This window comes from Ignatzschineria sp. RMDPL8A (assembly GCF_029815055.1).
Classification (GTDB): Bacteria; Pseudomonadota; Gammaproteobacteria; order Cardiobacteriales; family Wohlfahrtiimonadaceae; genus CALZBJ01.
Genome location: NZ_JAPPWA010000002.1, coordinates 239,359 through 262,597, shown reverse-complemented (window position 1 = coordinate 262,597; position 23,239 = coordinate 239,359). Strand labels below are relative to the sequence as shown.

At 45.6% G+C, this 23,239-nt stretch carries 22 protein-coding genes and 4 tRNA genes; 7 read left to right on the top strand and 19 right to left on the bottom strand.

Annotation, left to right across the window (positions count from 1 at the left end):
- Window positions 1–57: 57 nt before the first annotated feature.
- The 17 genes from rplL to OXI21_RS02630 form a co-directional block, all read right to left on the bottom strand.
- A complete protein-coding gene (gene rplL, locus OXI21_RS02710) occupies window positions 58–426 on the bottom strand; it encodes a 50S ribosomal protein L7/L12 (protein WP_279618023.1) in 369 nt (122 codons plus the stop codon).
- Between the two features lie 69 nt (window positions 427–495).
- A complete protein-coding gene (gene rplJ, locus OXI21_RS02705; RefSeq protein ID WP_279618022.1) occupies window positions 496–1,002 on the bottom strand; it encodes a 50S ribosomal protein L10 in 507 nt (168 codons plus the stop codon).
- 237 nt (window positions 1,003–1,239) lie between these two features.
- Entirely contained in the window at window positions 1,240–1,929 is a 690-nt protein-coding gene (gene rplA, locus OXI21_RS02700; protein ID WP_279618021.1) for a 50S ribosomal protein L1, read from the bottom strand.
- Complete coding sequence (rplK, locus tag OXI21_RS02695) at window positions 1,929–2,360, bottom strand: 50S ribosomal protein L11 (protein WP_279618020.1); 432 nt, start codon at window positions 2,358–2,360, stop codon at window positions 1,929–1,931. The genes rplA and rplK overlap by 1 nt, the downstream gene beginning before the upstream one ends.
- A 173-nt stretch (window positions 2,361–2,533) precedes the next feature.
- Window positions 2,534–3,061, bottom strand: a complete 528-nt coding sequence (nusG, locus tag OXI21_RS02690) for a transcription termination/antitermination protein NusG (RefSeq protein ID WP_279618019.1) — start codon at window positions 3,059–3,061, stop codon at window positions 2,534–2,536.
- A 15-nt stretch (window positions 3,062–3,076) separates the two neighbouring features.
- Window positions 3,077–3,553: a preprotein translocase subunit SecE gene (gene secE, locus OXI21_RS02685; RefSeq protein ID WP_279618018.1), complete on the bottom strand. Its 477-nt coding sequence runs from the start codon at window positions 3,551–3,553 to the stop codon at window positions 3,077–3,079.
- Between the two features lie 111 nt (window positions 3,554–3,664).
- A tRNA-Trp gene (locus OXI21_RS02680) sits at window positions 3,665–3,740 on the bottom strand.
- Between the two features lie 14 nt (window positions 3,741–3,754).
- Window positions 3,755–4,945, bottom strand: coding sequence for an elongation factor Tu (gene tuf / locus OXI21_RS02675; protein WP_279618016.1), 1,191 nt, complete (start codon window positions 4,943–4,945; stop codon window positions 3,755–3,757).
- Between the two features lie 40 nt (window positions 4,946–4,985).
- Window positions 4,986–5,061 (bottom strand) — tRNA-Thr (locus OXI21_RS02670).
- A gap of 5 nt (window positions 5,062–5,066) precedes the next feature.
- Window positions 5,067–5,140 (bottom strand) — tRNA-Gly (locus OXI21_RS02665).
- Window positions 5,141–5,155: 15 nt separating this feature from the next.
- Window positions 5,156–5,240 (bottom strand) — tRNA-Tyr (locus OXI21_RS02660).
- An 87-nt stretch (window positions 5,241–5,327) separates the two neighbouring features.
- Complete coding sequence (locus OXI21_RS02655; protein WP_279618015.1) at window positions 5,328–6,980, bottom strand: L,D-transpeptidase family protein; 1,653 nt, start codon at window positions 6,978–6,980, stop codon at window positions 5,328–5,330.
- 50 nt (window positions 6,981–7,030) lie between these two features.
- The gene (metA, locus tag OXI21_RS02650; protein WP_347815501.1) at window positions 7,031–7,960 is read right to left on the bottom strand and encodes a homoserine O-succinyltransferase; all 930 of its coding nucleotides are present in this window, start codon (window positions 7,958–7,960) and stop codon (window positions 7,031–7,033) included.
- Window positions 7,961–8,129: 169 nt separating this feature from the next.
- Window positions 8,130–9,419: an O-acetylhomoserine aminocarboxypropyltransferase/cysteine synthase gene (locus tag OXI21_RS02645; RefSeq protein ID WP_279618013.1), complete on the bottom strand. Its 1,290-nt coding sequence runs from the start codon at window positions 9,417–9,419 to the stop codon at window positions 8,130–8,132.
- Window positions 9,420–9,637: 218 nt separating this feature from the next.
- The gene (locus OXI21_RS02640) at window positions 9,638–9,793 is read right to left on the bottom strand and encodes a hypothetical protein (protein ID WP_279618012.1); all 156 of its coding nucleotides are present in this window, start codon (window positions 9,791–9,793) and stop codon (window positions 9,638–9,640) included.
- An 84-nt stretch (window positions 9,794–9,877) separates the two neighbouring features.
- On the bottom strand, window positions 9,878–10,342 hold the full coding sequence (locus OXI21_RS02635) for a GNAT family N-acetyltransferase (protein WP_279618011.1): 465 nt from the start codon (window positions 10,340–10,342) through the stop codon (window positions 9,878–9,880).
- Window positions 10,332–10,793 (bottom strand): hypothetical protein, encoded by a 462-nt coding sequence (locus OXI21_RS02630; RefSeq protein ID WP_279618010.1) that lies wholly within the window; start codon window positions 10,791–10,793, stop codon window positions 10,332–10,334. The genes OXI21_RS02635 and OXI21_RS02630 overlap by 11 nt, the downstream gene beginning before the upstream one ends.
- A gap of 140 nt (window positions 10,794–10,933) precedes the next feature.
- On the opposite strand from OXI21_RS02630, the gene OXI21_RS02625 reads away from it, so the two are divergent.
- From OXI21_RS02625 to OXI21_RS02600, 6 genes are all read left to right on the top strand, one after another.
- Window positions 10,934–12,124, top strand: a complete 1,191-nt coding sequence (locus OXI21_RS02625) for an exonuclease SbcCD subunit D (protein WP_279618009.1) — start codon at window positions 10,934–10,936, stop codon at window positions 12,122–12,124.
- Window positions 12,121–15,204 carry an AAA family ATPase gene (locus OXI21_RS02620; RefSeq protein WP_279618008.1) on the top strand — a complete coding sequence of 1,028 codons (3,084 nt, stop codon included), beginning with the start codon at window positions 12,121–12,123 and terminating at the stop codon, window positions 15,202–15,204. Before OXI21_RS02625 ends, OXI21_RS02620 begins: the two co-directional genes overlap by 4 nt.
- A 127-nt stretch (window positions 15,205–15,331) precedes the next feature.
- Window positions 15,332–15,559 (top strand): hypothetical protein, encoded by a 228-nt coding sequence (locus OXI21_RS02615; RefSeq protein WP_279618007.1) that lies wholly within the window; start codon window positions 15,332–15,334, stop codon window positions 15,557–15,559.
- A 313-nt stretch (window positions 15,560–15,872) separates the two neighbouring features.
- Window positions 15,873–16,859 carry a bile acid:sodium symporter family protein gene (locus OXI21_RS02610; protein WP_279618006.1) on the top strand — a complete coding sequence of 329 codons (987 nt, stop codon included), beginning with the start codon at window positions 15,873–15,875 and terminating at the stop codon, window positions 16,857–16,859.
- Between the two features lie 437 nt (window positions 16,860–17,296).
- Window positions 17,297–18,850 carry an AbgT family transporter gene (locus OXI21_RS02605; protein ID WP_279618005.1) on the top strand — a complete coding sequence of 518 codons (1,554 nt, stop codon included), beginning with the start codon at window positions 17,297–17,299 and terminating at the stop codon, window positions 18,848–18,850.
- A 96-nt stretch (window positions 18,851–18,946) separates the two neighbouring features.
- Window positions 18,947–20,143 carry an amidohydrolase gene (locus OXI21_RS02600; protein ID WP_279618004.1) on the top strand — a complete coding sequence of 399 codons (1,197 nt, stop codon included), beginning with the start codon at window positions 18,947–18,949 and terminating at the stop codon, window positions 20,141–20,143.
- A gap of 131 nt (window positions 20,144–20,274) precedes the next feature.
- Here OXI21_RS02600 and OXI21_RS02595 read toward each other — a convergent pair whose 3' ends face one another.
- Together OXI21_RS02595 and OXI21_RS02590 are read right to left on the bottom strand one after the other, a co-directional pair.
- A complete protein-coding gene (locus tag OXI21_RS02595) occupies window positions 20,275–21,282 on the bottom strand; it encodes a hypothetical protein (protein WP_279618003.1) in 1,008 nt (335 codons plus the stop codon).
- Window positions 21,283–21,439: 157 nt separating this feature from the next.
- The gene (locus OXI21_RS02590; RefSeq protein WP_279618002.1) at window positions 21,440–22,132 is read right to left on the bottom strand and encodes an alpha/beta hydrolase; all 693 of its coding nucleotides are present in this window, start codon (window positions 22,130–22,132) and stop codon (window positions 21,440–21,442) included.
- 174 nt (window positions 22,133–22,306) lie between these two features.
- Here OXI21_RS02590 and OXI21_RS02585 point away from each other — a divergent pair, with 174 nt between their 5' ends.
- On the top strand, window positions 22,307–23,110 hold the full coding sequence (locus tag OXI21_RS02585) for a siderophore-interacting protein (RefSeq protein WP_279618001.1): 804 nt from the start codon (window positions 22,307–22,309) through the stop codon (window positions 23,108–23,110).
- The last annotated feature ends 129 nt before the right edge of the window (window positions 23,111–23,239 follow it).

Genomic DNA, 23,239 nt, shown 5'->3' with positions numbered 1-23,239 from the left:
TTTTTAGCTAAATCTACCCACCAAAATAGGGTTTGGTGGATAGCCTTAACAATAAAATTATTTAAGCTCGACAGTTGCACCAGCTTCTTCAAGTTGTGCTTTAACTTTTTCAGCTTCGTCTTTTTCAACGCCTTCTTTGATTGTAGCAGGAACGCCTTCAACAAGCGCTTTTGCTTCACCAAGACCAAGGCCTGCGATTTCACGCACAACTTTGATAACGTTGATTTTTTTCTCGCCGAATGAAGTCATTACTACGTCGAATTCTGATTGCTCTTCAGCACCACCGGCTTCGCCCGCAGGACCAGCAGCTACAGCTACTGCTGCAGTTACGCCGAATTTTTCTTCGATTGCAGAAACTAATTCCATTACTTCTGCAGTTTTCATTTCTTCAATTGCATTAAGGATATCTTCGTGTGAGATTGCCATAACAATGTACTCCTATACTTATCTTTAAATAGTGTATAAATAATTCTAAATAATGACTGCTTAATTGAATTAAGCAGCTTCTTTTTGGTCGCGAACTGCTGCCAAAGTCGCCGCAAGTTTTTGAACTGGCGCTTTGAGTACAGCGAGTAGTAGAGAGATCGCTTCTTCTTTCGTTGGAAGAGATGCAATCGCTTTAAGCGCTGAGCCATCATGAAGCTCACCGTCATGTACAATCGCTTTAACGACAAGCTTTTCATTCGCTTTGTCTTTAAGGAAATTGTTAATCACACGCGCTGATGCTACAGGATCTTCTTCGTCTAATGAGAACGCCATTACGATCGGTCCCACTAAACTATCGATTGCACATTCGTATGCTGTGCCTTCGAGAGCTCTTCTAGCTAAAGTATTTTTAACTACTCGGATGTCAACCTTAGCCGCTCTTGCTTCGTTACGTAAGAGCGTCATTTGTGCTACCGTAAGTCCGTGATATTCCGAGAGCACTAATGCGTGTGCTTGGCTCGCAATCTCATTTACTTCAGCGACTACTACCTGTTTATCTTGTAAAGTTACACTCATTTTTTATTCCTTCACATAGGCAATAACCTAAATTAAACAACCCAAAATATTACTTTTGGCCCTACGGCAACCCTTATTAGAACTACCGTCTACGTAGACTACGCATCTTAATTCATAACCTTAAGTATTAGGGAAAAAGATGCGCGATTAAGCGTTGAGCGTCTACGGTCTTAGACTCATCCTTTTAATCCACTATTTTATTAGAGGCATTAAAAGATAAGTTCAATTCTTTGAAAATTAGATGGTCGCTACGTCCACAGAAAGACCAGGTCCCATTGTAGTAGAGATGGTTACTTTCTTAACGTAAATACCTTTTGAAGACGCAGGTTTTAAACGGCGTACTTCGGCTAATAGCGCACCTAAGTTTTCGTGAATTTGGTTTGATTCAAAGTCAATTTTACCAATTGAACAATGAAGGATACCTGCTTTGTCCGCACGGAAACGTACTTGACCTGATTTTTCGTTTGCAACGGCAGTTGCAACGTCAGGCGTTACTGTACCAACGCGTGGGTTAGGCATTAAACCACGTGGACCTAAGATTTGACCTAATTGACCCACGATACGCATCGCATCAGGAGTTGCAATTACTACGTCAAAATCAAGGTTACCCGCTTTAATGCTTTCAGCTAAGTCTTCGAAACCAACTACGTCCGCGCCCGCAGCTTTCGCAGCTTCCGCGTTAGGACCTTGTGCAAATACTGCAACACGTACTTCTTGACCCGTACCGTGAGGCATAATAGTTGCACCGCGTACTACTTGGTCAGATTTACGTGGATCGATACCAAGATTTACTGATACGTCGATTGATTCTAAGAATTTAGCTTTTGGAAGTTGTTTTAATACTTCGATCGCTTCTGCGATTGGGTATACTTTTCCAAACTCAACGATTTCTCTGATTTGCTTTTGCTTTTTTGTTAACTTAGCCATTACACACCCTCCACTTCGATACCCATTGAGCGCGCACTACCAGCGATGATACGCACCGCTGCGTCTAAGTCTGCAGCTGATAAATCGGGCTCTTTCGTTTTAGCAATTTCTTCTAATTGCTCACGAGTCACCTTACCCACTTTTTTAGTGTTAGGGGTTGGGCTACCTGATTTAATGCCGGCCGCTTTCTTAAGAAGGTAAGCTGCTGGTGGGGTTTTGGTAATGAACGTGAATGAACGGTCGTTATAAACCGTGATCACTACAGGAATTGGCATTCCTGGTTCCATTTGTTGGGTCTGTGCGTTAAACGCTTTACAGAATTCCATAATATTCACACCGTGCTGACCAAGTGCAGGTCCGATTGGTGGTGAAGGGTTTGCTTTACCTGCAGCTACTTGCAGGTTGATGTTTGTCATGACTTTTTTGGCCATTACTCGATACTCCAAAGTTGTGGGTCAACGCGTCGCCGCTTCCCAGCTTGTAAAAAAGACTATATATTGTAGTTTAATATGATTAAAAAAGCAACAATAGTTTCATCTTTATAGACACTAAATTGCACCAACTTTTAAAATAGCCGGTGCAATCAATGATAATTCAATATTTTCTAGATCTTTTCGACTTGACTAAATTCAAGATCAACCGGTGTTGCACGGCCGAAGATCATTACAGAGACCACTAAGCGGGCCTTTTCAGAATCCACTTCTTCCACAATTCCGTTAAAGTCGTTGAATGCGCCATCGGTGATGCGCACCTCTTCCCCAACTTCATAAAGAACTTTAAGACGTGGTCCCTCTTCTGCTTGCGCGATGCGATCTAAAATGCGATCCGCTTCTTTTTGTGTAATTGGGCTTGGGCGATCACTTTTACCACCAACAAAACCGATCACACGTGGCACACTATTGACTAAGTGCCATACTTCTTCATCCATATCGACTTGCATTAACACATAGCCTGGGAAGAATTTACGTTCGCTTTTACGGCGTTTTCCGTCGCGCACTTCAACCACTTCTTCGGTTGGAACTAAAATATCACCGAACTTCTCTTCCATTCCGTGCTGCGCGATGTACTCACGTAGTGTTCGAACCACCTGCGCTTCATATCCTGAATACGCTTGAATTACATACCAATGCATTATGTCACCTTTAACTTATGAGAATGAAAGAAATAGAGAGATCAACACGCGTAAGAGCCAATCCACAATCATAAGGAACATGAGCACAACCGCCATCACGATCAAAACGATTAGCGTTGTTTTCTTGGTCTCATCCATCGATGGCCAGAAAACGCGGCGCAACTCAATTCTCGCTTCTTTCACAAAGGTCACAAAATTGCGCCCCGTTTGCGATAAGAAAACCATTCCCGCTGCAGCTGCCATACAGACAATTAATACCGCAGATCCTAAAATGGTTGAGCTCTCTACTTTTCCGACCATATATTCAGGGAGACCCATCTTCATTAAAAGAGACTTTCCTGACATGCCCGTTAAGTAATAATACCCGACTAATCCAACAACGCCGACGACAATGGCTAAGGTGACAATCATCTTATTCGAATTTGTCGCCTTCTCTTCCGCCGCTACGCGCTTTGCTACGGCTTCCGCTTTAGCTTTTCTTTTTGAACTCATAACTTGTGATCTCTATTTATATATTTACAGCTTAAACCTAGCTATTATACACGCATAAAAAATAATAATAAAATAAAAGCAGTCATATAAGTATGACTGCTTTCTTTTTCTTGGCAGGCCAAGAGGGAATCGAACCCCCAACCTACGGTTTTGGAGACCGTCGCTCTGCCAATTGAGCTATTGGCCTAAATTTTATACGTCTTACGCAATCACTTTAGCAACAACACCAGCACCTACGGTACGACCGCCTTCACGGATCGCAAAACGTAAGCCTTCAGCCATAGCGATTGGGTTGATTAACTCAACTACCATTTTAACGTTATCACCTGGCATTACCATTTCAACGCCTTCAGGAAGCTCACAAGCACCTGTTACGTCAGTTGTACGGAAGTAGAACTGTGGACGATAACCTTTAAAGAATGGAGTGTGACGTCCACCTTCGTCTTTTGATAATACGTAAACTTCAGCTTCAAATTTAGTGTGTGGATTAATTGTACCTGGTTTAGCAAGTACTTGACCGCGCTCTACGTCTTCACGACGTGTACCACGAAGAAGAACCCCAACGTTGTCCCCTGCGCGACCTTCATCGAGAAGCTTACGGAACATCTCAACACCGGTACAAGTTGATTTCTGAGTATCACGGATACCAACAATTTCAACTTCTTCACCTGCTTTGAGGATACCTGTCTCGATACGACCTGTTACAACTGTACCACGACCTGAGATTGAGAATACGTCTTCGATAGGCATTAAGAATGGCTTGTCGATTTCACGTACTGGCTCTGGAATCCACGCATCTAATGATTCGATAAGTTTTTTGATTGCAGGCACGCCGATTTCAGACTGGTCGCCTTCGATCGCTTTAAGTGCAGAACCTACGATTACAGGCGTATCATCACCTGGGAAGTCATATTCATTAAGAAGATCACGAACTTCCATCTCTACAAGCTCGATAAGCTCAGCATCATCAACCATATCTGCTTTGTTTAAGAAAACAAGGATATATGGAACACCAACTTGGCGTGATAATAAGATGTGCTCACGAGTTTGTGGCATAGGACCATCCGCCGCCGAACAAACTAAGATAGCGCCGTCCATCTGCGCAGCACCTGTGATCATGTTTTTAACATAGTCCGCGTGCCCTGGGCAGTCAACGTGTGCGTAGTGACGGTTAGGTGATTCATACTCAACGTGTGAAGTTGAGATTGTGATACCACGTTCTCTCTCTTCTGGTGCGTTATCGATCTGATCGTACGCACGAATATCACCACCGTACTCTTCAGCACCAACTTTGGTTAATGCCGCAGTTAAGGTAGTTTTACCATGGTCAACGTGACCAATTGTACCCACGTTTACGTGTGGTTTATTACGACTAAAAGTTTCCTTTGACATAACGCTACTCTTTCTGTTGTTAATGACGACTGGAAGTAAATGGTGCTCATAACCGGAATCGAACTGGTGACCTCATCCTTACCAAGGATGCGCTCTACCAACTGAGCTATATGAGCGAATTTGGAGCGGGTGATGGGAATCGAACCCACACAATCAGCTTGGAAGGCTGAGATTCTACCATTGAACTACACCCGCGCTCATTTGCATGAATGGTGGTGGAGGAAGGATTCGAACCTTCGAACTCATAGAGGACAGATTTACAGTCTGTTGCCTTTAACCACTCGGCCACTCCACCAAAGGATTCACATTATACATTCAGCCAAAGAATTGTCAAACATGTTTTTTGTGTTTGCTTACTTTATATTCAACTCTTAATTTATTATTAATTAATCCGTTGTTTTGCTTCTAAAGTAAGCCGCTTTGACGCTGCAATAATGCTACCGTCCCGCTTATAGATATCAGGACGGAAAAGAATAGTACCATCTTTTTTTGCCTTTGTCGTCATGTAAAGCGTAAAAACAGGGATTTTTTTATCATTCGGGAGCTTAACCGTTGTTTCACGCCCTCTTTCGTACGCTTTTTGCACACGATTTTCATCCCAGCCCTGCTCTTCTAAGAAGTAAACCGCGAGCTCCGTGGGGTTTTCAATTCGAATACAGCCGGAGCTAAACATTCTCGACTCACGCTCAAAGAGATATTTCTGCGGCGTATCGTGTAGATAGATCGCATGGCTATTGGGAAACATAAATTTCACCTGCCCCAATGCGTTATTACGCCCCGGATCTTGACGAAGGCTATAGGGGAAGTTGCGCTGATTGTATTGACTCCAATCGACACTGCGCGGATCCACCTCTTTTCCTTTTGAGTCAAACACGCGAATATTACGATTCATCACAATGTTCGGATCGTTTTTAAGGCGGGGCAACTGATCTTTTACCGCCATCGAGCGCGGCACATGCCAATAAGGACTAAAGACAATATGATTCATATCCGATGAAAAGACCGGCGTCGGGCGAAGATCTTTCCCCACTACCGTTTTTGCGCGAAGCGTCACCTCGCCCTCTTTCACCACATAATATTCAAATCCAGGGATATCCACGACAATATAGTGATCCCCCATCGAACGAGGCATCCAGCGCCAGCGCTCTAAATTCACCTTAATCTTTTCAATGCGATCATCCACCGAGAGATTGAGTTCGCGAGTGGTTTGCCCGCCAACGATACCATCGGGCTCTAATTGGTGATCGCGCTGAAATTGTTGCACCACTTTATAGAGCGCATCATCATAATGGCTCGAGGTGGTTTGAGATTCCGCAAGATAGCCCGTTTCCGCTAATCGTTTCCGCAGAGTCACCACCGCCGCCGACTGCTGTCCTTTACGCAGAACATTCCCCTCAGAAAGACGTGTGATCGGTTTCCCGCGGGAATCATCGCTCATCTCTAAGTAATGTTTTAATCCCGTTTTAAGAAATTGGTATTCCGGATAAGTTGGTTCAAGAGCCGTTAATACCGCTTCATCACCGCCTGAACGAATAAATTCAAGGGCTGTTGCAACCGGACGCGCCTTTTCGCCATCTAATAACCAGAGGTCATCGAGCTTTTTAAGCTCTGGCCGCCCTTCAACCACGTCACGAATGTACGCTAAAAGCCCCATCAGCAACAACGAATCGGCGCGATAAATATTGGCCTCTTTATCGGCTAAAATTGCTTCAACACTATCTATATAGTAAAGCGCAGGATCAAGACCGATCATTTCACTTTGACGTAAATGGTCATAGGTGCGCCCCCCGAGCGTCGATAAGGTATGTTTTTTGTCAGATACCATCGAGCAAGCAAGTTTTTCCGTTTCGCACGCCGCTAACAATTCGGTGATCCACGCCTGATTAATCCGGCTCATGCGCTGCATCTCTTGCAACAGAGGCTTAACCTCCGCCTGTTTTACCGGCGCCGCATAATTAATCGGTCCAGACGTTGTATTACATCCTGCTAAAACCAAGGCCGCGCCCACTGCCGACCACCATTTTGCTTGTCTCATCAATGAATTCTCTTCTACTCTCTATCAGTCGTGTTTGGATTCACATCAGTTTATCGATTTTTCGTCACAATACGCTCCAACTCGTAAGGTGTCTCCTGGTATACGCAATAATTGAGCCAATTCGCAAACAGAAGATTTCCATGGGAGCGCCACGTCACGAGCGGCCCCCGTGTCGGATCATCATTAGGATAGTAGTTTTTTGGCGGATCGATCAACATACCTTTATCAATATCGCGCTTATATTCACGCTCGAGCGTATCGATATCATATTCCCCATGCCCCATCACATAGACATGACGCAGATCGCGATTGGCCACAATGTGCACGCCCGCTTCCGGTGATTCGGCTAAAATCATCAAATCCTCATGGCGTTCAATGTCCTCACGGCGCACCTCAGTGTGCCGGCTATGCGGCGCAAAGAAGAGATCATCAAATCCTCGCAAAATTTTAATATTATTTTCGAGCACATAATGCGGATAGACACCAAAGCGTTTCTCACTTAATTCATACTTAGGAATCCCATAGCGGTGATAGAGCCCCGCTTGCGCGCCCCAGCAGATATAGAGCGTCGAGAAGACATTTTTATCGGCCCACTCCATAATCCGCGTCAGCTCTTTCCAATAGACCACCTCTTCAAAAGGCATCGTTTCCACCGGCGCACCGGTAATGATAAAACCGTCAAAGGATTGCCCTTCCACCTCATCAAAGGTTCGGTAAAATGCATCGAGATACTCTTTATCAGTATTTTTGGATTGATAGCTTTCCGTTGTTAAAAAGACCGGCTCCACTTGCAGTGGCGTATTTCCAAGCACCCGTAAAAGCTGGGTTTCCGTCACTTCTTTGAGGGGCATCAAATTTAAAATCGCAATTTTTAACGGGCGAATATCTTGCATCTCCGCGCGGGATTCATCCATCACGAAGATATTTTCATTTTTTAAAATGGTAGACGCAGGCAATGCGTTGGGAATTTTTACTGGCATACGTTTCGTTCCTTTCATCTTAATCTCATCGGACTTTCGCGCACTCTATATATAAAACACTATAAAACGGCAGGATAGCCTTTTTAACAATCTATTATTAGATAGATTATAAGATGAGAAAAGCGCTGAACCCTAACGATCCAGCGCTTTTTTTGTAACAGCGTGTAATTTATTGTTGCGCTTTTTCGAGTGCTTGATCGATATCGGCGATCAGATCGTCCGCATCTTCAAGCCCCACAGAAAGACGCACTAACTCAGGAAGAACGCCCGCTTTTTTAAGGCCCTCTTCATCGAGCTGTGAGTGCGTGGTTCCGGCTGGGTGAATCACCAAGCTCTTCGCATCAGCAACGTTTGCAAGCAGTGAGAAAATCTCTAAATTATCGATAAATTTAATGCTCGCTTCGCGCCCGCCTTTCACACCAAAGGTGAAAATTGCACCCACCCCTTTCGGGAAATATTTCTCTTGACGCGCTTTATACTCACTTCCGGGAAGCGCCGGATGTTTCACCCATGCTACCGCCGGATGATTCGCTAAGTGCTCCGCAATTTTAAACGCACTTTGAGTCATGCGCTCAACCCGAAGGCTAAGCGTTTCAATGCCAAGCAAAATTAAAAATGAGTTAAAGGGACTGATGACTGCGCCTGAATCTCGTAGAAAAGTCACCCGCGCTCGTAAAATATAAGCCGCTTCCCCTAAATCCGCATATTTCAGCCCGTGATAGGCAGAATCGGGCGTATTGTATTGCGGGAAACGAGGATTGTCTTTGAAATCATAGGTGCCAAGATCCACAATCACTCCGCCAATGGAGGTGCCGTGTCCGCCTAAATATTTCGTCAATGAATGGACAATAAAGTTCACCCCATACTCTTTCAATTGAATGAGGTAAGGCGTTCCAAAGGTGTTATCAACCACGGTGGGAACATTGTGTTTTTTCGCAATTTCAACGATTTTTTCAATATGGGGAATGTTGATGTCTGGATTCCCGATACTTTCGAAGTAGATTGCGCGGGTTTTTTCATTAATCGCCGCTTCTAATCCGGCAAAATCTTCGGGCTCAACAAAATGCGCTTTAATGCCATATTGTGATTCTAAACGATCGTTAAAGAGCGTGTAGGTCCCGCCATAAACGGTGCTCAATGTGATAATTTCATCACCGGGCACGGCCAAATTTTGGATCGAGTATAAAATCGCCGCCATTCCAGAACTGGTACAGAGTGCACCAACGCCCCCTTCGAGCGCTGCCATGCGTTTTTCTAACACATCAGTAGTGGGATTCATTAAACGGGTATAGATATTCCCCGGTTTTGCGAGACTGAAAAGGTCCGCACCGTGCTGGGAATCATCAAAAACATAACTTGTGGTTTGGTAGATTGGAACCGCTCTTGATTTAGTATCGTTATCAACGGTTTGTCCTGCGTGGACTTGAAGGGTATCAAAACTCCAGCTCTGATTAGACATAATAAATTTACTCCTAAATTTTATTGGTTCAAATAAATAATCACGTTAAGTCCAAAAAATTAGAAACGTAAACTTAACGCTTAAAATATCTATAGCCCATCTAAAACTACAAAACAAGAACATAGGGAAAATATAATTCAAATAGCATAAAAAAAGACCGCTCATTTGCGATCTTTTATCACCCATAACTCTATGAAATAGAGCCAGTTAATCCTCAATTATCCGATAGTCTCATACGCTGCATCAAAATCAATCATAAAATTAAATTGATCGAGTGCTGCGCCGGTGTTGCCTTCCATTAATTCACGAAGCTCTTGCGCTTCATTGCCGATCTCTTGCACTGATGCGCGAAATTCAGAGTCGGTTGCGCCCATAAAAAGTAGCAATAATGTGGGCGATGTGGCAAAGCCGCAGATGGTTAATACATAAAACGAGCACGAAATTTACATTCTTTACGCTCAAGAATATTTAAGATGCAGGATCGGAAATGGATTGCCGGCACCATCGGTCTCCGAATAATCAAACATCGCAAAGCCTAACGCCTCATAAAAAGCCCGCGCGCCGTGATTATCCTCATTAACATCCACATAAACGGCGTCAAGCGTATCAATGGCATATTGAATTAACGCCCGCCCATAGCCCTTTTTCCACGCCACAGGATCGATAAAGAGCATCTCAATGGAATCCTCTTCAACGCCCATAAATGCCACGATTTCACCTGCTTCACGAATCATCAAAAATTGGCTAATCCCGATGATCGCGGGCGCGACTTGGGGCTTAATCTCAGCAATATTACGCTCCGTTAAAAAGGTGTGGCTTGCCCGAACGGAACGCTCCCAAAGCGCGATTAAATCGTCGAGAATCTCGTTACGATCATCCAGATCGATCGCTTCAATCAATTCTTCACCTTTATTAGAACTCACGGCTCAATTCCTTTACCCCTTTGCGGGCAATATTTTTAATGATCAATCCCGAAAAGAGTGTGCCGAGTACCGTGGCAAAGCCGGTGCAGAGAATCACCCATAAATAGGAACCTTCCGCGCGGAAAATAAAATTAAGCGTTAATAAAATTCCGCTGTAGATCGCCGTCACCACCGCCGCCTTCCAAAGGCTCGGTTTTATAAGCGCATTGAGATTATTGCCATCGTAATCGCTGCCGACCCAAAATCCGATCAACAGCGCGAGCGGAATCAGCACAAAGAGCGAGCCAATGAGCATCGGCACCGTGCGGAAAACGCGAAGTTCATAGAGAAATGGATTCTCCGAAAGCATCGCCGTCACCACAATATAGAGCGCGAGCAACACAAGCCCCATAAGGGGGAATTGAAAATAGTAAGAGAGGACAATCCGTCCGCGGGTATATTCCTTCATCATAGCCTCCTTTTTCAACCCAGATTTGATCGAGAATTGACCGTTTATGATCATTATTTTACCACTCACAATGTAAATTCTTTTCTATTTTTCATCAAAAAAAGCGCGCCCATTTAATTCCCCCGCAAGGTTCGTTACACTAAATGGATCGAATCGATCTTATTTTCAACAAGGTGGAACCTAATTTGAAACTCTTTCACACCGCCGATTGGCATTTAGGAAAGCTCGTTCACGGCGTCTATATGACCGATGATCAGCGCGTTATTTTGCAGGAATTTATTGAACATATTCGGCGCGAAAAGCCCGATGTCGTCATTATTGCCGGCGATATTTACGACCGTGCCATTCCGCCAAGTGACGCCATCACCCTCTTTAACGAAACGCTCAACACCATTATTTTGGAGCTAAACACCCCGGTCATTGCGATTAGTGGGAATCATGATAGTAGTACGCGGATCGATTTTGGCAGTGCCTTTATGAAAAATGAGGGCCTCCATATGGTGGGCGAGCTCAAATTCCCGCTAGAACCGATTGTGCTCAGCGACGCATTTGGCGAGGTGCATTTTCACCCGATTCCTTATATCGAGCCCTCGCAACTTCGCACGCGCGTAAAAGATGATTCCATTAAAAGTCATGACGATGCGATGAAATATCTGATCGATAACATCACCGACGATTTCGATCAAAACGCCCGCCATATCGCCATTGCCCACGCCTTTATTACTCACAGCTCAACGCCGATTAATACAAGTGAATCAGAACGTCCGCTTGCCATTGGAGGCACTGAATTTATTCAAGCGGATCATTTCGCGCCCTTCCATTACACCGCGCTTGGCCATCTCCATCAGGCGCAAATTGTGAAAGATGAACGCATTCAATACTCAGGCTCTCCGCTTAAATATTCCGGCTCTGAAATTCCACATAAAAAAGGCTTTTTGATGATTGAGATCGACGAGAAAGGTACGCTCACCACCACGAAAATTCCGCTCACACCCCGCCGAGATGTGATCGAGGTAAAGGCCACCTTGAGCGATCTATTAAAAATGCCCTATTCAGAGGATTACGCCTTTGTGACGCTGCTAGATAAAACCGCCATTATTCAGCCGATGGAGCAGGTTCGCACCGTTTTCCCAAATGCACTCCATCTTCGCCGAGATAGCGGATTGATTCGAACGCCCGATGAGATTAAAGCGCGCCTACTTGAAACCCGCGAGCAGAACGATCTTGAGCTGTTTAAAGCCTTTTATGAACTGCTCGAAACGGAGCATCCCGACGAGGCAACACAAGCTCTCTTTGAAGAGACCCTACACCGCGCGAAGGAGCCAAACGCATGAGACCCCATCAATTAACCATGACCGCTTTCGGCCCCTATAAAACCGCCGAAACCATCAATTTTGACGCACTGCTTCCTCACAATCTGTTTGTGATTTCTGGGCGCACCGGATCGGGGAAAACCACCATTTTCGATGCGCTCTGTTACGCGCTTTACGGCGTTGCAAGTGGGTCTGATCGAAGCGATATTCGTGCACTGCGCTCACACTTTGCCGAAAGCGATACCCCAAGCACAGTCGAGCTCATCTTCACCAGTAAAGGAAAGCGCTACCGCATTTTACGCCAGCTCCCCTATCAAAAGCCGGGCAATAAATCAGAAACCCCTGGGAAAATCGAATTCTTCCAGATCCTTGATGATGGCGCTGAAGTGGAAGCGGCGGAAAAACAGCAAGCCCGCGAAGTCCGTGAGGCAATTGAAGCAATTATCGGCTTTAATCACGATCAATTTAGCCAGCTGGTAATGCTACCGCAGGGGGAATTCCGTAAATTTTTAACCTCCGATACTGAAAATCGCGAGGCGATCTTACAGAAAATCTTCAACACGCATCTCTATAGTGAACAGCTCCAAATTCTTAGAGCCAAACGCGATGCGGAACATCAATCCTTCGAACTTTTAAATCGTGAACGCTCGGCGCTCATTCATGAGATTAAAACCCTGCCCGCCCGTGAAACGCCTTTTTTTGAGAGACTGCACGAGGAAACCATCAATTTTGAACAAGCGCTCAGCGGATTAAAAGCGGAAAAATCCCATTATACTGGGGAATTAACGGCGCTCAGCGGAGCCCTCATTGCGCTCAAAAAAGAGTACGATGAGGCGAGCGAAACGCTCAATCAAGCAAAAACCCTCAATCTATATTTTACTGAATTAACCGAAAAGCAAAATAATCTCACCGCGCTAAACGCAAAAGCGCCCCATTTTAATGCCCTTGCCCAATCGATCAAATCTGCGCGGAAAGCAATGCCTCTCATTCCACTACGAAATACTGTGCTCAAAAATGAGAAATCGCTCAAAGCGCTTAACGGAACGTTGCAGACGAAAGTGCAAGAACATCAGCAAGCAAACGAGCGTTTTAATAAGGCTGAAACCGCCCTCACTGCTGAAAAATCACGCAATGATACACGTGAAACATTGCAAAAAACGATTCATCAGCTCGAATCCCAGCAAAAAAATGTCGAGACACTGGCGACGCTTAAAACCGAGCTTTCTGCATTAAAAACGAAAGAGACTCATGAAAAGTCAGCTTTAGAGAACGATACAAAAGCGCTTACCGACCTCCAAAAAACGCTTGCCACCTTAACGGATGAACAGGAAACCTTAAGCCGAGTGCTCCTTGGGGAATCCTCGCTGCTTGAGGCGCGCCACACCACTCAAAGCGCCATTCTGTATCGACAAAAAGAAGCATCGGCACGCCGTGAAGAGAGTAAGCTTCAAACCGAACTTGAATCCGCGCGCGAGACTCTCAATCGCACCCAAACTGAGCGCGATCAGGCATTTAAACTCCTGCTTGAAAATCACGCAGAGCGTCTCGCTGAGAATTTGGAAGAAGGTGAGCCTTGCCCTGTTTGCGGAAGTAAAACCCACGAAAAGCGCCAGCCCGATCTCTTTGAACGTGCACCCATTATGAGTGAATCTGAGTTTCAGTCCCTCGATCTAACGCTCCAACAGGCGACCCAAAAAGAGAGCCGATTGGTGAGCAGTCTTAATCACGTGCGCCAATCCCTCGCTGAAATTACCGAACAACTCAAAACGCTAAAGGTATCGATTCCGCTGGAAACGCTCGAAAACCATCTCATCACGATTGAAACTGATCTTAAAACCCTACATGAAAAACGCACGCGCCACGATCAAGTGCAATTAAACCTCACAAAAAAACGCACGCAACTGACCAAGATTGAGGCGCAAAAACAGACGCGAGAAACCGTTCTCCATGAGACGCAAACCGCGCTTTCTCGGCTGGAAGCCCGCCTGACTGAAATGAGTCGCGCCATTCCGGAACATCTGCAAGATATCTCCGCCTTTAAAACGGCATTGGAGAGAGAGCAAAAAGCGCTGCAAACATTACAACGCGCGCTTGAAACGGCAGAAATCGAGCACCGCAAGGCCGAAACTCAGCTCGCAACGCTTGGGGCAGAAATTAATTCCCTCGAGATGCAACTTAAAACAGCAGAGGAAGACACTGCCCTCGCTCTTGAGCAGTTTGAAACGGCACTTCGTACGGCAGGCTTTACCGATTTGACGGCATTTGAAAAGGCGCAAACCTCCGATGAGAACTTAAACAACTGGGAAGCCGAACTTCGCACTTATGAAGAATCGCGCACCTTTTTAACGAATCGCATTGCTGAATTAACGGCGCTCACCCATGAGAAATCTCCTGCGGATTTAACCGCTCTCACCGAAAGCGCGACGCTGCTATTTACCCGTTATGAAAAGGCGATCGAAACCAAAACCCGTACCGAGTCGATATTAAAACAGATCCAATCGATGCAAGAAAAAATCGATAAAAATGCCAGCGCCATTCAACAAGCGGAGGCGGATTTTACTCGCATTGAGCACCTTTTTAATCTTCTACGAGGACAAAACTCGCTCAAACTCTCGTTTGAACGCTATATTTTGATCGATTATTTAGAACGGGTGATTGAAGCGGCAAATCTTCGGTTCCGTGAGATGAGTAATGGCCAATTTGAATTTGTTCGGAGCGATACGCAAGCCTCACACGGCCGTCAAAGCGGGCTCGATCTTGATGTTTATGACGCCTACACCGGGCAAAATCGCGATGTAAAAACCATGTCCGGCGGTGAGAAATTTAAAGCCTCGCTCTGCCTCTCTCTTGGGATGAGTGATGTGATTCAAAGTTTTAAAGGGGGCATCTCGATCGACACCCTCTTCATCGATGAAGGCTTTGGCTCACTTGATGCTGAATCCCTCGAGCAGGCGATCGACGTCTTGATTGATCTGCAAAAATCAGGGCGCATGATTGGCGTTATTTCCCACGTCGAAGAGCTCAAAGAAGCCCTCCCCGCACGGATCGAAATCACCAAAGATAAGAGCGGAATCAGTCATGCAGAGGTAATTATTGCGTGATCGTTAAAATGTTTATTTCAAGAAACTACCCTCATTAATCAATTTACTAATCTCGCGTAAGTGCTATAGTGATATTAAAGAAACGTTAATTGATTCCGACACACTTAATCTTAAAAGAGGAGCAACTATGACACCTTATTTAAATCTTGTGGGATATTCGGGCGTTTCAGCGTATGACGTGCAGGACGATGGCATTGTGATTCAATATAGCAATGGCGCAGAATATCTCTATAGTTACGAAAAACCCGGTAAAGACGACGTCGAAGAGATGATTCGCCTAGCGGAAATCGGCGAAGGATTGAACCGATTTGTTAATCGTCGCGTAAAACAAAATTACGAAAAACGCTTAAAATAATGGCATTTACGTTACCTTTTTAGGCTAATTCTACCCAGAGCGATGCAACGGAATACCCCGATTAAACGGGAAATTTTAGCATCGCTTTTTTACGCCCAATGTAAAGAAAGATAAATATCCACAGAGATTCTCAATAGAATCTATCCATAGTTAGCATTAAAAAATTCTAAGCGATTTCGCTGTTTTCACCGGCAAAATTTATGCTACTCTCAATAACGGTGTCGCGATAACCATCGCAGACTACCCGCTTTAACGGCTTTCGAGAATAACAATACAAGCCGATTCAATATCACCTCAGGAGACTTACATCACAATGAATGCGCTCATTCGTTTAAGCCAATTTGTGGGCAAAACTTTTGCGCTCTGGGTACTGCTCTTTGCGGCCCTCGCTTTTCTATCCCCCTCGTCATTTACGCTGATCGGCCAGTACATTCCGTGGTTACTTGGTATCGTGATGCTCGGCATGGGCATGACCTTAACTCTCGGCGATTTTCGTGAAATTATTCGTCATCCTTTAGCGGTGATTATTGGGGTTGTCTCGCAATTTGTGATTATGCCACTCATCGCATACGCGCTTGCAAAACTCTTTGCACTACCGCCTGCGATCGCGGTGGGCGTGATTTTAGTCGGCGCTTGTCCTGGGGGAACCGCATCGAACGTAATGACCTATCTTGCTCGCGGTAACACGGCGCTTTCCGTTGCCTGTACCTCTGTGTCAACGCTCTTAGCGCCAATTTTAACTCCAGTTGTCTTCTATCTTCTTGCTAGCGAATGGCTCGAGGTCTCGATGAGCGCGATGTTTATCTCGGTGATCAAAATGGTGCTCTTCCCCATTGCGATCGGCGTTATGTTACGCATGATTTTCAAATCCTCGATCGCTAAAGCGACCGAAGTGCTGCCCCTTGTATCAGTCTTTTCCATCGTATTAATTGTCGCGGCGGTTGTCAGCGGTAGCAAACAATCGATCATCGAATCCGGGCTCTTAATTTTTGGTGTTGTTGTACTGCATAACGGCCTTGGATATCTCTTAGGCTTTGGCGTAGCTCGCCTCTTTAAACTCAATTTTGCCGATAGTAAAGCGGTCTCCATTGAAGTGGGTATGCAAAACTCCGGTCTTGGCGCGGCACTTGCAAAAACCCACTTTGCCCTTGATCCGGTGACCGCTGTTCCGAGCGCGATCTTTAGCTTTTGGCACAATATTTCCGGCCCAATTTTAGCCACCTTTTGGGCATCTCGTAGCGATAACCCCGTCAAAACTACCGAGACTACCGAAACGGCCAAAACTAAGGCTGATGCCTAATCCAAAGTTTCTCTCTCCTCTCTGATTAACCTTGCGTTAATCGATTTAGACGACCCCTCTTCGGAGGGGTTTTCTCTTTTCTAATAATCATAAAAAATCACGCACCCTTTCCATCCCAGCGCAATCCCCAAAGTTATCCACAGGAAATGTGAATAACTCTGGATAACGGTGGATGAGCACTCGCACAACTAAGCCACATCAATCTCATATTTCATCTAAAAACCATTAAATTTCATCAATTTAAATCGCTAATAAAACCATTAAAGCAATGAAAGTGGCTCCTTTTTTCGATTAAAGATCGGTAAAATTATTGACAAAATATTGAAGTTTCCCCATTCTAAACCATCATCTTCGAATTTTGTCGACAGAAAAACCGATAAAAACCCTCACGACGTCGCGATGATCCCATTTATTTAGTTTGATATGGATGAAATACGATGAAAATGCTCTCTCCTACGACGCAAGTGCCGCTGGCTCGCGCATCGATTTTTACCCGCTTTCTCGATAAAGTGGAGCATTGGGGCAACAAACTCCCCGACCCAGTCATTATGTTTATGGCGCTTTGCGTCATGATTCTGCTCGCCTCGACCCTTTTTTCGCTCATTGGAACGGCGGTGGAAAATCCTATTTCTGGCGAAACGATTGAAGTGGTGAACCTGCTTACCATCAATGGGATCGTGCGGATTTTTGCAGAAGCAACACACAATTTCACCAGCTTCCCCGCACTTGGCATTGTGCTTGTGGTGATGCTCGGAATCGGCATTGCAGAGCATAGCGGTTACTTTAAAGCTCTGATGGTCTCAGCCGTTCAACGCGCGCCGCTTAAGGTGATTATGCCGGTGATTATTTTGGTGGCGATGCTTGGGACGATTGCGGGCGATGCCTCTCAAATTGTAGTGCCGCCCATTGCTGCGATGGTCTTTTTACGCTTGGGATATCACCCGATTGCCGGGCTTGTGATGGCTTATGCCGCGGCACTTGGCGCCTTTGCCGCGAACGTTTTAATCGGTATGTCCGACGCACTTTCGCTTGCGTTTACTGAATCGGCGCTTTTGATGATGGGTTCTGACATCAAAGTCAATATCGCGATGAACTGGTATTTTATGAGCGCCTCAATGTTTTTACTCCTCGGCGTGATTCTTCTGGTGACCTATAAAATCACCATTCCCCGCCTTGGCCATTATGATGAAACGCAGATCTCTCATGCTGACAATGAAACGGCGATGGACACACTCTCTTTTAATGAGCAGCGCGGGCTCAAATGGGCCAATCGCACAGTTGTATTCATTGTACTATCGATCACGATTATGGCATTGCCTGAATCAAGCTTTTTACGCAATCCCGACACCCACGGACTTATCGATGGCCCGCTCATTGATGGAATCTCGATGATTATTACCATGCTCTTTTTTATCCCCGGCATTGTCTATGCGGTGGTGGCGAAAAAGGTAAAAAGCTCCAAAGAGATCGTTGCGATGATGAATGATGCCATGTGTGGAATGGGGGCGTTTATCGTCATTGTCTTCTTCTCCGCACAGATGATCGCCTTTTTTAACTGGAGTAATTTAGGCGCCGTGATCGCGATTAAAGGGGCGGAACTTCTTGAGGGGCAACATGGCGTGGTGCTGATTTTAGGTTTTATACTTCTCACCAGTATTGTCAATATTTTTATGGGAAGTGCATCCGCAAAATGGGCTCTGCTTGCGCCAATTTTTGTGCCGATGTTTATGATGCTTGGCTATCACCCCGCCTTTACCCAGATGCTCTATCGCGTCGGCGATTCCATCACCAATCCGATTACGCCGATGCTCGCGTATCTGCCGCTACTTCTCTCCTTCGCGCGTCGATACGATAAAAATATCGGGCTCGGCACCCTGATGGCAAGCCTTTTTCCCTACACTATCGCCCTTGGCATTGTGTGGACGCTCTTTGTCCTTTTCTGGTACTGGCTCGGCATTCCGAGCGGTCCCGGTGGCCCCATCTATCTCTAAGATCGTCGGTAGAATTCGTATGGATTCCCGCCCCGATCGTGATACACTCGATGATTAAGTCGAGTCGCCATAACTATAATTACGAGGAACTCACTCATGAACATTATTTCTCAAACCGACTTAAGCCAATATTCAAGCCGCGTGCTTGAGTATCGCCGTCATCTTCACGCCCATCCTGAGCTCTCATTCCAAGAATTTAAAACGAGCCAATTTGTGGTCGATGAGATGGAAAAACTCGAGCATGTCGAGATTATTCGCCCTGCGGGCACGAGCGTTTTAGTTAAATTTGTCACCGGGAAACCAGGACCTAAAATTGGGCTTCGCGCCGATATGGATGCGCTCGCCATTCAGGAAGATCGTCAAGATCTCGCGTTTCATTCAAAAAATGAGGGCGTGATGCATGCCTGTGGCCATGATGGGCATACCGCGATGCTGATGACCGCGTGCCACTATTTTAATGACCATTTCGACGAGCTTGAAGGCGAGATTTGGGCGATCTTCCAACATGCGGAAGAACTCCTCCCCGGCGGTGCGCAAGAGATGGTAGCGACCGGCCTTTTCAACGAACTTGATTTTATCTACGGGCAACACCTTTGGTCATCCCTTCCCACCGGAACGCTCGATATTAAAGATGGTCCTGCAAGCTCGAATACCGATATTTATGACATTAAAATTCAAGGGAAAGGAGGGCATTCGTCACAACCGGAAAACTCCATCGATCCCATTGTGATCGGTAGCCAAATTGTGCAGAAATTCCAAACAATTGTCTCACGCCAAATTGCGCCGCACGAAGCGGGCGTTATTAGTAATACCGTGTTTCAATCGGGCTCGCCGGATGCGCTAAACGTCATTCCCGATACCTGTTATTTAGGTGGCAGTGTGCGCTCATCAAGTGAAGCGATGCGCCAATTATTTTACGATTCCATCACGAAAATGACTCATTCCACCTGTGAAGATTATGGGGCAACTTGCGAGATTAATTACGTGTTCGGCTACGGCGTTACCGATAATAATCCTGAGAAAACCGCCTTTGTGCGTACGCTTGGAGAGCAATTTGAAAACACCACGGTGATTGCCGATAAATGCATGCTCGGCGGAGAGGACTTTAGCGCCTTTTCCCATATTGTGCCGTCAACCTTTGTCTTTATCGGGTCACGCAATGAAGCTGAAGGATTTGATTATCCGCACCATCACCCCAAATTTGGCGTGGATGAAACAGCGCTTATGCACGGGGTACAGCTCCTTGTGAATGTAGTTAGAAATTATGGTGCGTATTTTAATGAGATCTCTTAATTAACATCTTAATTAGAGACCGCAATAATATCTAAAGCCAACCAAAAGCCCAATCAGCCAAGCATCTCATCGTACCGGCCGGATTGGGCTTCTTTTTATTTTAAAATTTACGCAGATTGCAATGCGCCAAATTATTCTGTCCACCAAGAACTTAATGCCTCATCCATCCGCATATAGCGCACAAGGACTTTATCTTTAAAGACATAGGTCGACGCTTGATTGACATAATAAAAGGTCTCATCACCAATCACCTCTTTCGAATAGCTAAAGCGCGGATCGGTATCAGCGTGCACCACAAACTCATCTTCAAGGGTGCGATCGGTCATCACAAGGCGCGGTAAAAAGAAGTGGGTGCCTTTCGGAATTGAGCCTAAAAAGTAGACCTCAAGCGGGCTTTCATCGTTAAGTTCTACATAATAACTGCGAAATATTTTATCTTTATCAAAGGTGACCAAGAGCTGTTCATTGTGCTTTTTAATCGAGGTGGGCTCACCAAAGAGCTTCACTAAATCTCGGTAAGGCACACCCTGATAGGCGACATAGAGATTTTTCCCACGGAGATTTTCTAAAATTCTCTCCTCAACACGACGATATTCTGCTTGGATTGGGTAAAAATACGAGTGTGCTTGATAAAAATACCGCTCTTCCAACGTCTTATCACCACGACGCTCCGTACCGTATAGTACGCCATCTTTAATCTCTTTTAGTGTAATTAAAAACGGCGGTGCTACCTCATCATATTCGAGCATAAAACGAGCTGAAAATCCGCGGAAATCAAAGCGATTATCGCCACGATTAATAAAAATGGCGTAAAGATGCGAGACAAACTCATCCTCCTTCATCTGATACCGAAACGGCAACACCACATCAAGGTGAGAATCCCCATTTAAATCCCCGATCACCACAGGACAATCGCGAGCGCGACGCAGTTCAGAGATATGTTCACGAATATTATAATCGGCATTGATGATTGTCTGCACTTTATTGAAAAGCGCCGTTAAAGTGGGCTCAGAAATAACGGCCTCACCTCGTGGAGACGCCGTTTTAGGAGGATTGCCAAGGGTCACTTGCTGAGCAATAACTGGGGAAAATATGAGGAGTGGAAGCAACCAAAAAATCCAATGTCGCCACTTATTCATCTGTGAGACTCCTTGATCGTGATCGAACCGTTTTTATTAGAGATATATCGACTCCTCCATGATAGTCCAAAAAGCGCTCTTTCATCAAGCAAATTATTGTTTTTACAAAACTTTTCAGCCTCTCACACCAATATTTAATCCCTTGATTCTATCACGTTCACTGCCACATAAGCCACTGTTTTAGGAGATGATTAGTGGCATCTGGCTGTTCAAGCGGCGGTAAATGCCCGGCGGTTTCGATAATGTGAAGCGCTGATTGCGGAATCTCTCGCGCCATCAATACCGATTCTTCAATTGGCGTTACTTTATCTGAATCGCCAATTGCAACCAGTGTCGGCACAGCAATATCACGTAGAAAAGGCGCTTGACTACGGCGCGCTAAAATCGCTTGTTGCTGACGAATAAATACGGCTTTCCCGAGCGTTTTCCCCATGGCAATCACCGTCTCTCCAGCTTCGGTATCAACCCATTTTTCATGAATAATCCGCGGTAATAACTTCCGGCTCACGCCTAAAAACTTGCCCTCTTCCGCCAATTTCAGCGAGCTAATCCGTTCGGCGCGACGCTCGGGGGAATCAAGGCGCGCGGAGGTATCAAATAGCGCCAACCGGCAAACGCGATCCGGCGCCATCTTAATGATCTCAAGGGCGACATATCCCCCCATCGACAACCCCGCAAGCGCGATTCTCCCACGCGTCTCATCGAGCACTTTTTCCGCCATTTCATGAATCGATTCACTTTGCGTCAAATCCGGCACAATCACCTCGCGCTCATCGGCAAAGTACACGCTTTGATGCTGCCATAAGCGTGCATCATTTAATAATCCTGGCAATAAAACAACTGCGGACATCCTCTTTCCGTCTCTTTTTTATAGTGATTAAAGAGGCATTATAGCGAACTTTTTCAGATCGATTTATGCAATGCCTAGAGAAGCGTCAAAATGTAAACAATAGTAATTATCATTTGCATTTAATAGCAATATGCAGCAATATAATGGTTGAATTTTTAATGGAGGACTCTCGTTATGAGTAATATTCATCGAACCGTTATTCGCGTTGTTGAGAAGGAATATCTCAGCCCGAACTTTCTTCGCATCACCTTACAAGGCGATGATATTGCCCCTTACCAAGAAGTGCCCTTGGGCGTTAATAATAAGATTTTCATCCCGCCTAAAGGCCACACTACGGTTGAAATGCCGATTTTTAATGAAGAGACGCGCCTCTGGGAGATGGACAATGAAGCCAATCGCCCGACGGTGCGCACCTATACGCATCGCTTGATCGACCTTGAAAAAGGACTTCTCACCATGGATTTTGCTGTACATGAAGGCGATAGCATTGCCTGTGATTGGGCGATGAATGCCCCGATCGGTTCTGAAATTGGTGTGGCGATGAAACTCAATCATCGTGAGCTTCGCCCTGAGGTAGATAATTATCTCTTTGTCACCGATATGACCGGAATTCCCGTCGTTTCAGCCATTTTAGAAACGCTGCCCGAAACGGCGAATGTCTCGGTGATTGCGGAAATTTTAGATAAGAGCGATGAAGTGCCTGAACACTTTTCAACCCGGGCCAATTTAACGCTGGAGTGGGTGCATAATCCAACTCCCGACCAAGGCAGTACACTTAGCGAGCGCGCCATAACTTTGGCAAAACCTCTACACCTCACTGATAGTCGTTTTGTCCACGTGACCGCTGAGTATGCAACCGTTCGAGCCATTCGAGACCACCTGCGCAACGACCATGCGTGGGAAGCTCGTGATCTTTTTGCCTGCTCCTATTGGCAGATTGGTAAGCGCGAGAACGAACCTCGAGAGAAGCGGATTTAGTAGCGGAAATCCCTCTCTTACCCCAAGCGGCACAGCGGCTCTAAACCCTGTGCCGCTCTCTTACCCCCCTAATTTTGGCCAGCTTTTACGCAAAACAAGTTTAACAATTCTCATTTACATGTTAACCTC

Excerpts from the sequence above, each read along its gene's own strand:
- OXI21_RS02655 (WP_279618015.1), bottom strand. The coding sequence starts at position 6,980 with ATGAGACAAGCAAAATGGTGGTCGGCAGTGGGCGCGGCCTTGGTTTTA.
- OXI21_RS02585 (WP_279618001.1), top strand. The coding sequence starts at position 22,307 with ATGAGTAATATTCATCGAACCGTTATTCGCGTTGTTGAGAAGGAATAT.
- nusG (WP_279618019.1), bottom strand. The coding sequence starts at position 3,061 with ATGCATTGGTATGTAATTCAAGCGTATTCAGGATATGAAGCGCAGGTG.
- secE (WP_279618018.1), bottom strand. The coding sequence starts at position 3,553 with ATGAGTTCAAAAAGAAAAGCTAAAGCGGAAGCCGTAGCAAAGCGCGTA.
- rplA (WP_279618021.1), bottom strand. The coding sequence starts at position 1,929 with ATGGCTAAGTTAACAAAAAAGCAAAAGCAAATCAGAGAAATCGTTGAG.
- metA (WP_347815501.1), bottom strand. The coding sequence starts at position 7,960 with ATGCCAGTAAAAATTCCCAACGCATTGCCTGCGTCTACCATTTTAAAA.
- OXI21_RS02610 (WP_279618006.1), top strand. The coding sequence starts at position 15,873 with ATGAATGCGCTCATTCGTTTAAGCCAATTTGTGGGCAAAACTTTTGCG.
- OXI21_RS02640 (WP_279618012.1), bottom strand. The coding sequence starts at position 9,793 with ATGGGCGCAACCGACTCTGAATTTCGCGCATCAGTGCAAGAGATCGGC.
- OXI21_RS02605 (WP_279618005.1), top strand. The coding sequence starts at position 17,297 with ATGAAAATGCTCTCTCCTACGACGCAAGTGCCGCTGGCTCGCGCATCG.
- rplL (WP_279618023.1), bottom strand. The coding sequence starts at position 426 with ATGGCAATCTCACACGAAGATATCCTTAATGCAATTGAAGAAATGAAA.
- OXI21_RS02590 (WP_279618002.1), bottom strand. The coding sequence starts at position 22,132 with ATGTCCGCAGTTGTTTTATTGCCAGGATTATTAAATGATGCACGCTTA.
- OXI21_RS02615 (WP_279618007.1), top strand. The coding sequence starts at position 15,332 with ATGACACCTTATTTAAATCTTGTGGGATATTCGGGCGTTTCAGCGTAT.
- OXI21_RS02645 (WP_279618013.1), bottom strand. The coding sequence starts at position 9,419 with ATGTCTAATCAGAGCTGGAGTTTTGATACCCTTCAAGTCCACGCAGGA.
- OXI21_RS02625 (WP_279618009.1), top strand. The coding sequence starts at position 10,934 with ATGGATCGAATCGATCTTATTTTCAACAAGGTGGAACCTAATTTGAAA.
- rplJ (WP_279618022.1), bottom strand. The coding sequence starts at position 1,002 with ATGAGTGTAACTTTACAAGATAAACAGGTAGTAGTCGCTGAAGTAAAT.
- rplK (WP_279618020.1), bottom strand. The coding sequence starts at position 2,360 with ATGGCCAAAAAAGTCATGACAAACATCAACCTGCAAGTAGCTGCAGGT.
- tuf (WP_279618016.1), bottom strand. The coding sequence starts at position 4,945 with ATGTCAAAGGAAACTTTTAGTCGTAATAAACCACACGTAAACGTGGGT.
- OXI21_RS02630 (WP_279618010.1), bottom strand. The coding sequence starts at position 10,793 with ATGATGAAGGAATATACCCGCGGACGGATTGTCCTCTCTTACTATTTT.
- OXI21_RS02620 (WP_279618008.1), top strand. The coding sequence starts at position 12,121 with ATGAGACCCCATCAATTAACCATGACCGCTTTCGGCCCCTATAAAACC.
- OXI21_RS02600 (WP_279618004.1), top strand. The coding sequence starts at position 18,947 with ATGAACATTATTTCTCAAACCGACTTAAGCCAATATTCAAGCCGCGTG.
- OXI21_RS02595 (WP_279618003.1), bottom strand. The coding sequence starts at position 21,282 with ATGAATAAGTGGCGACATTGGATTTTTTGGTTGCTTCCACTCCTCATA.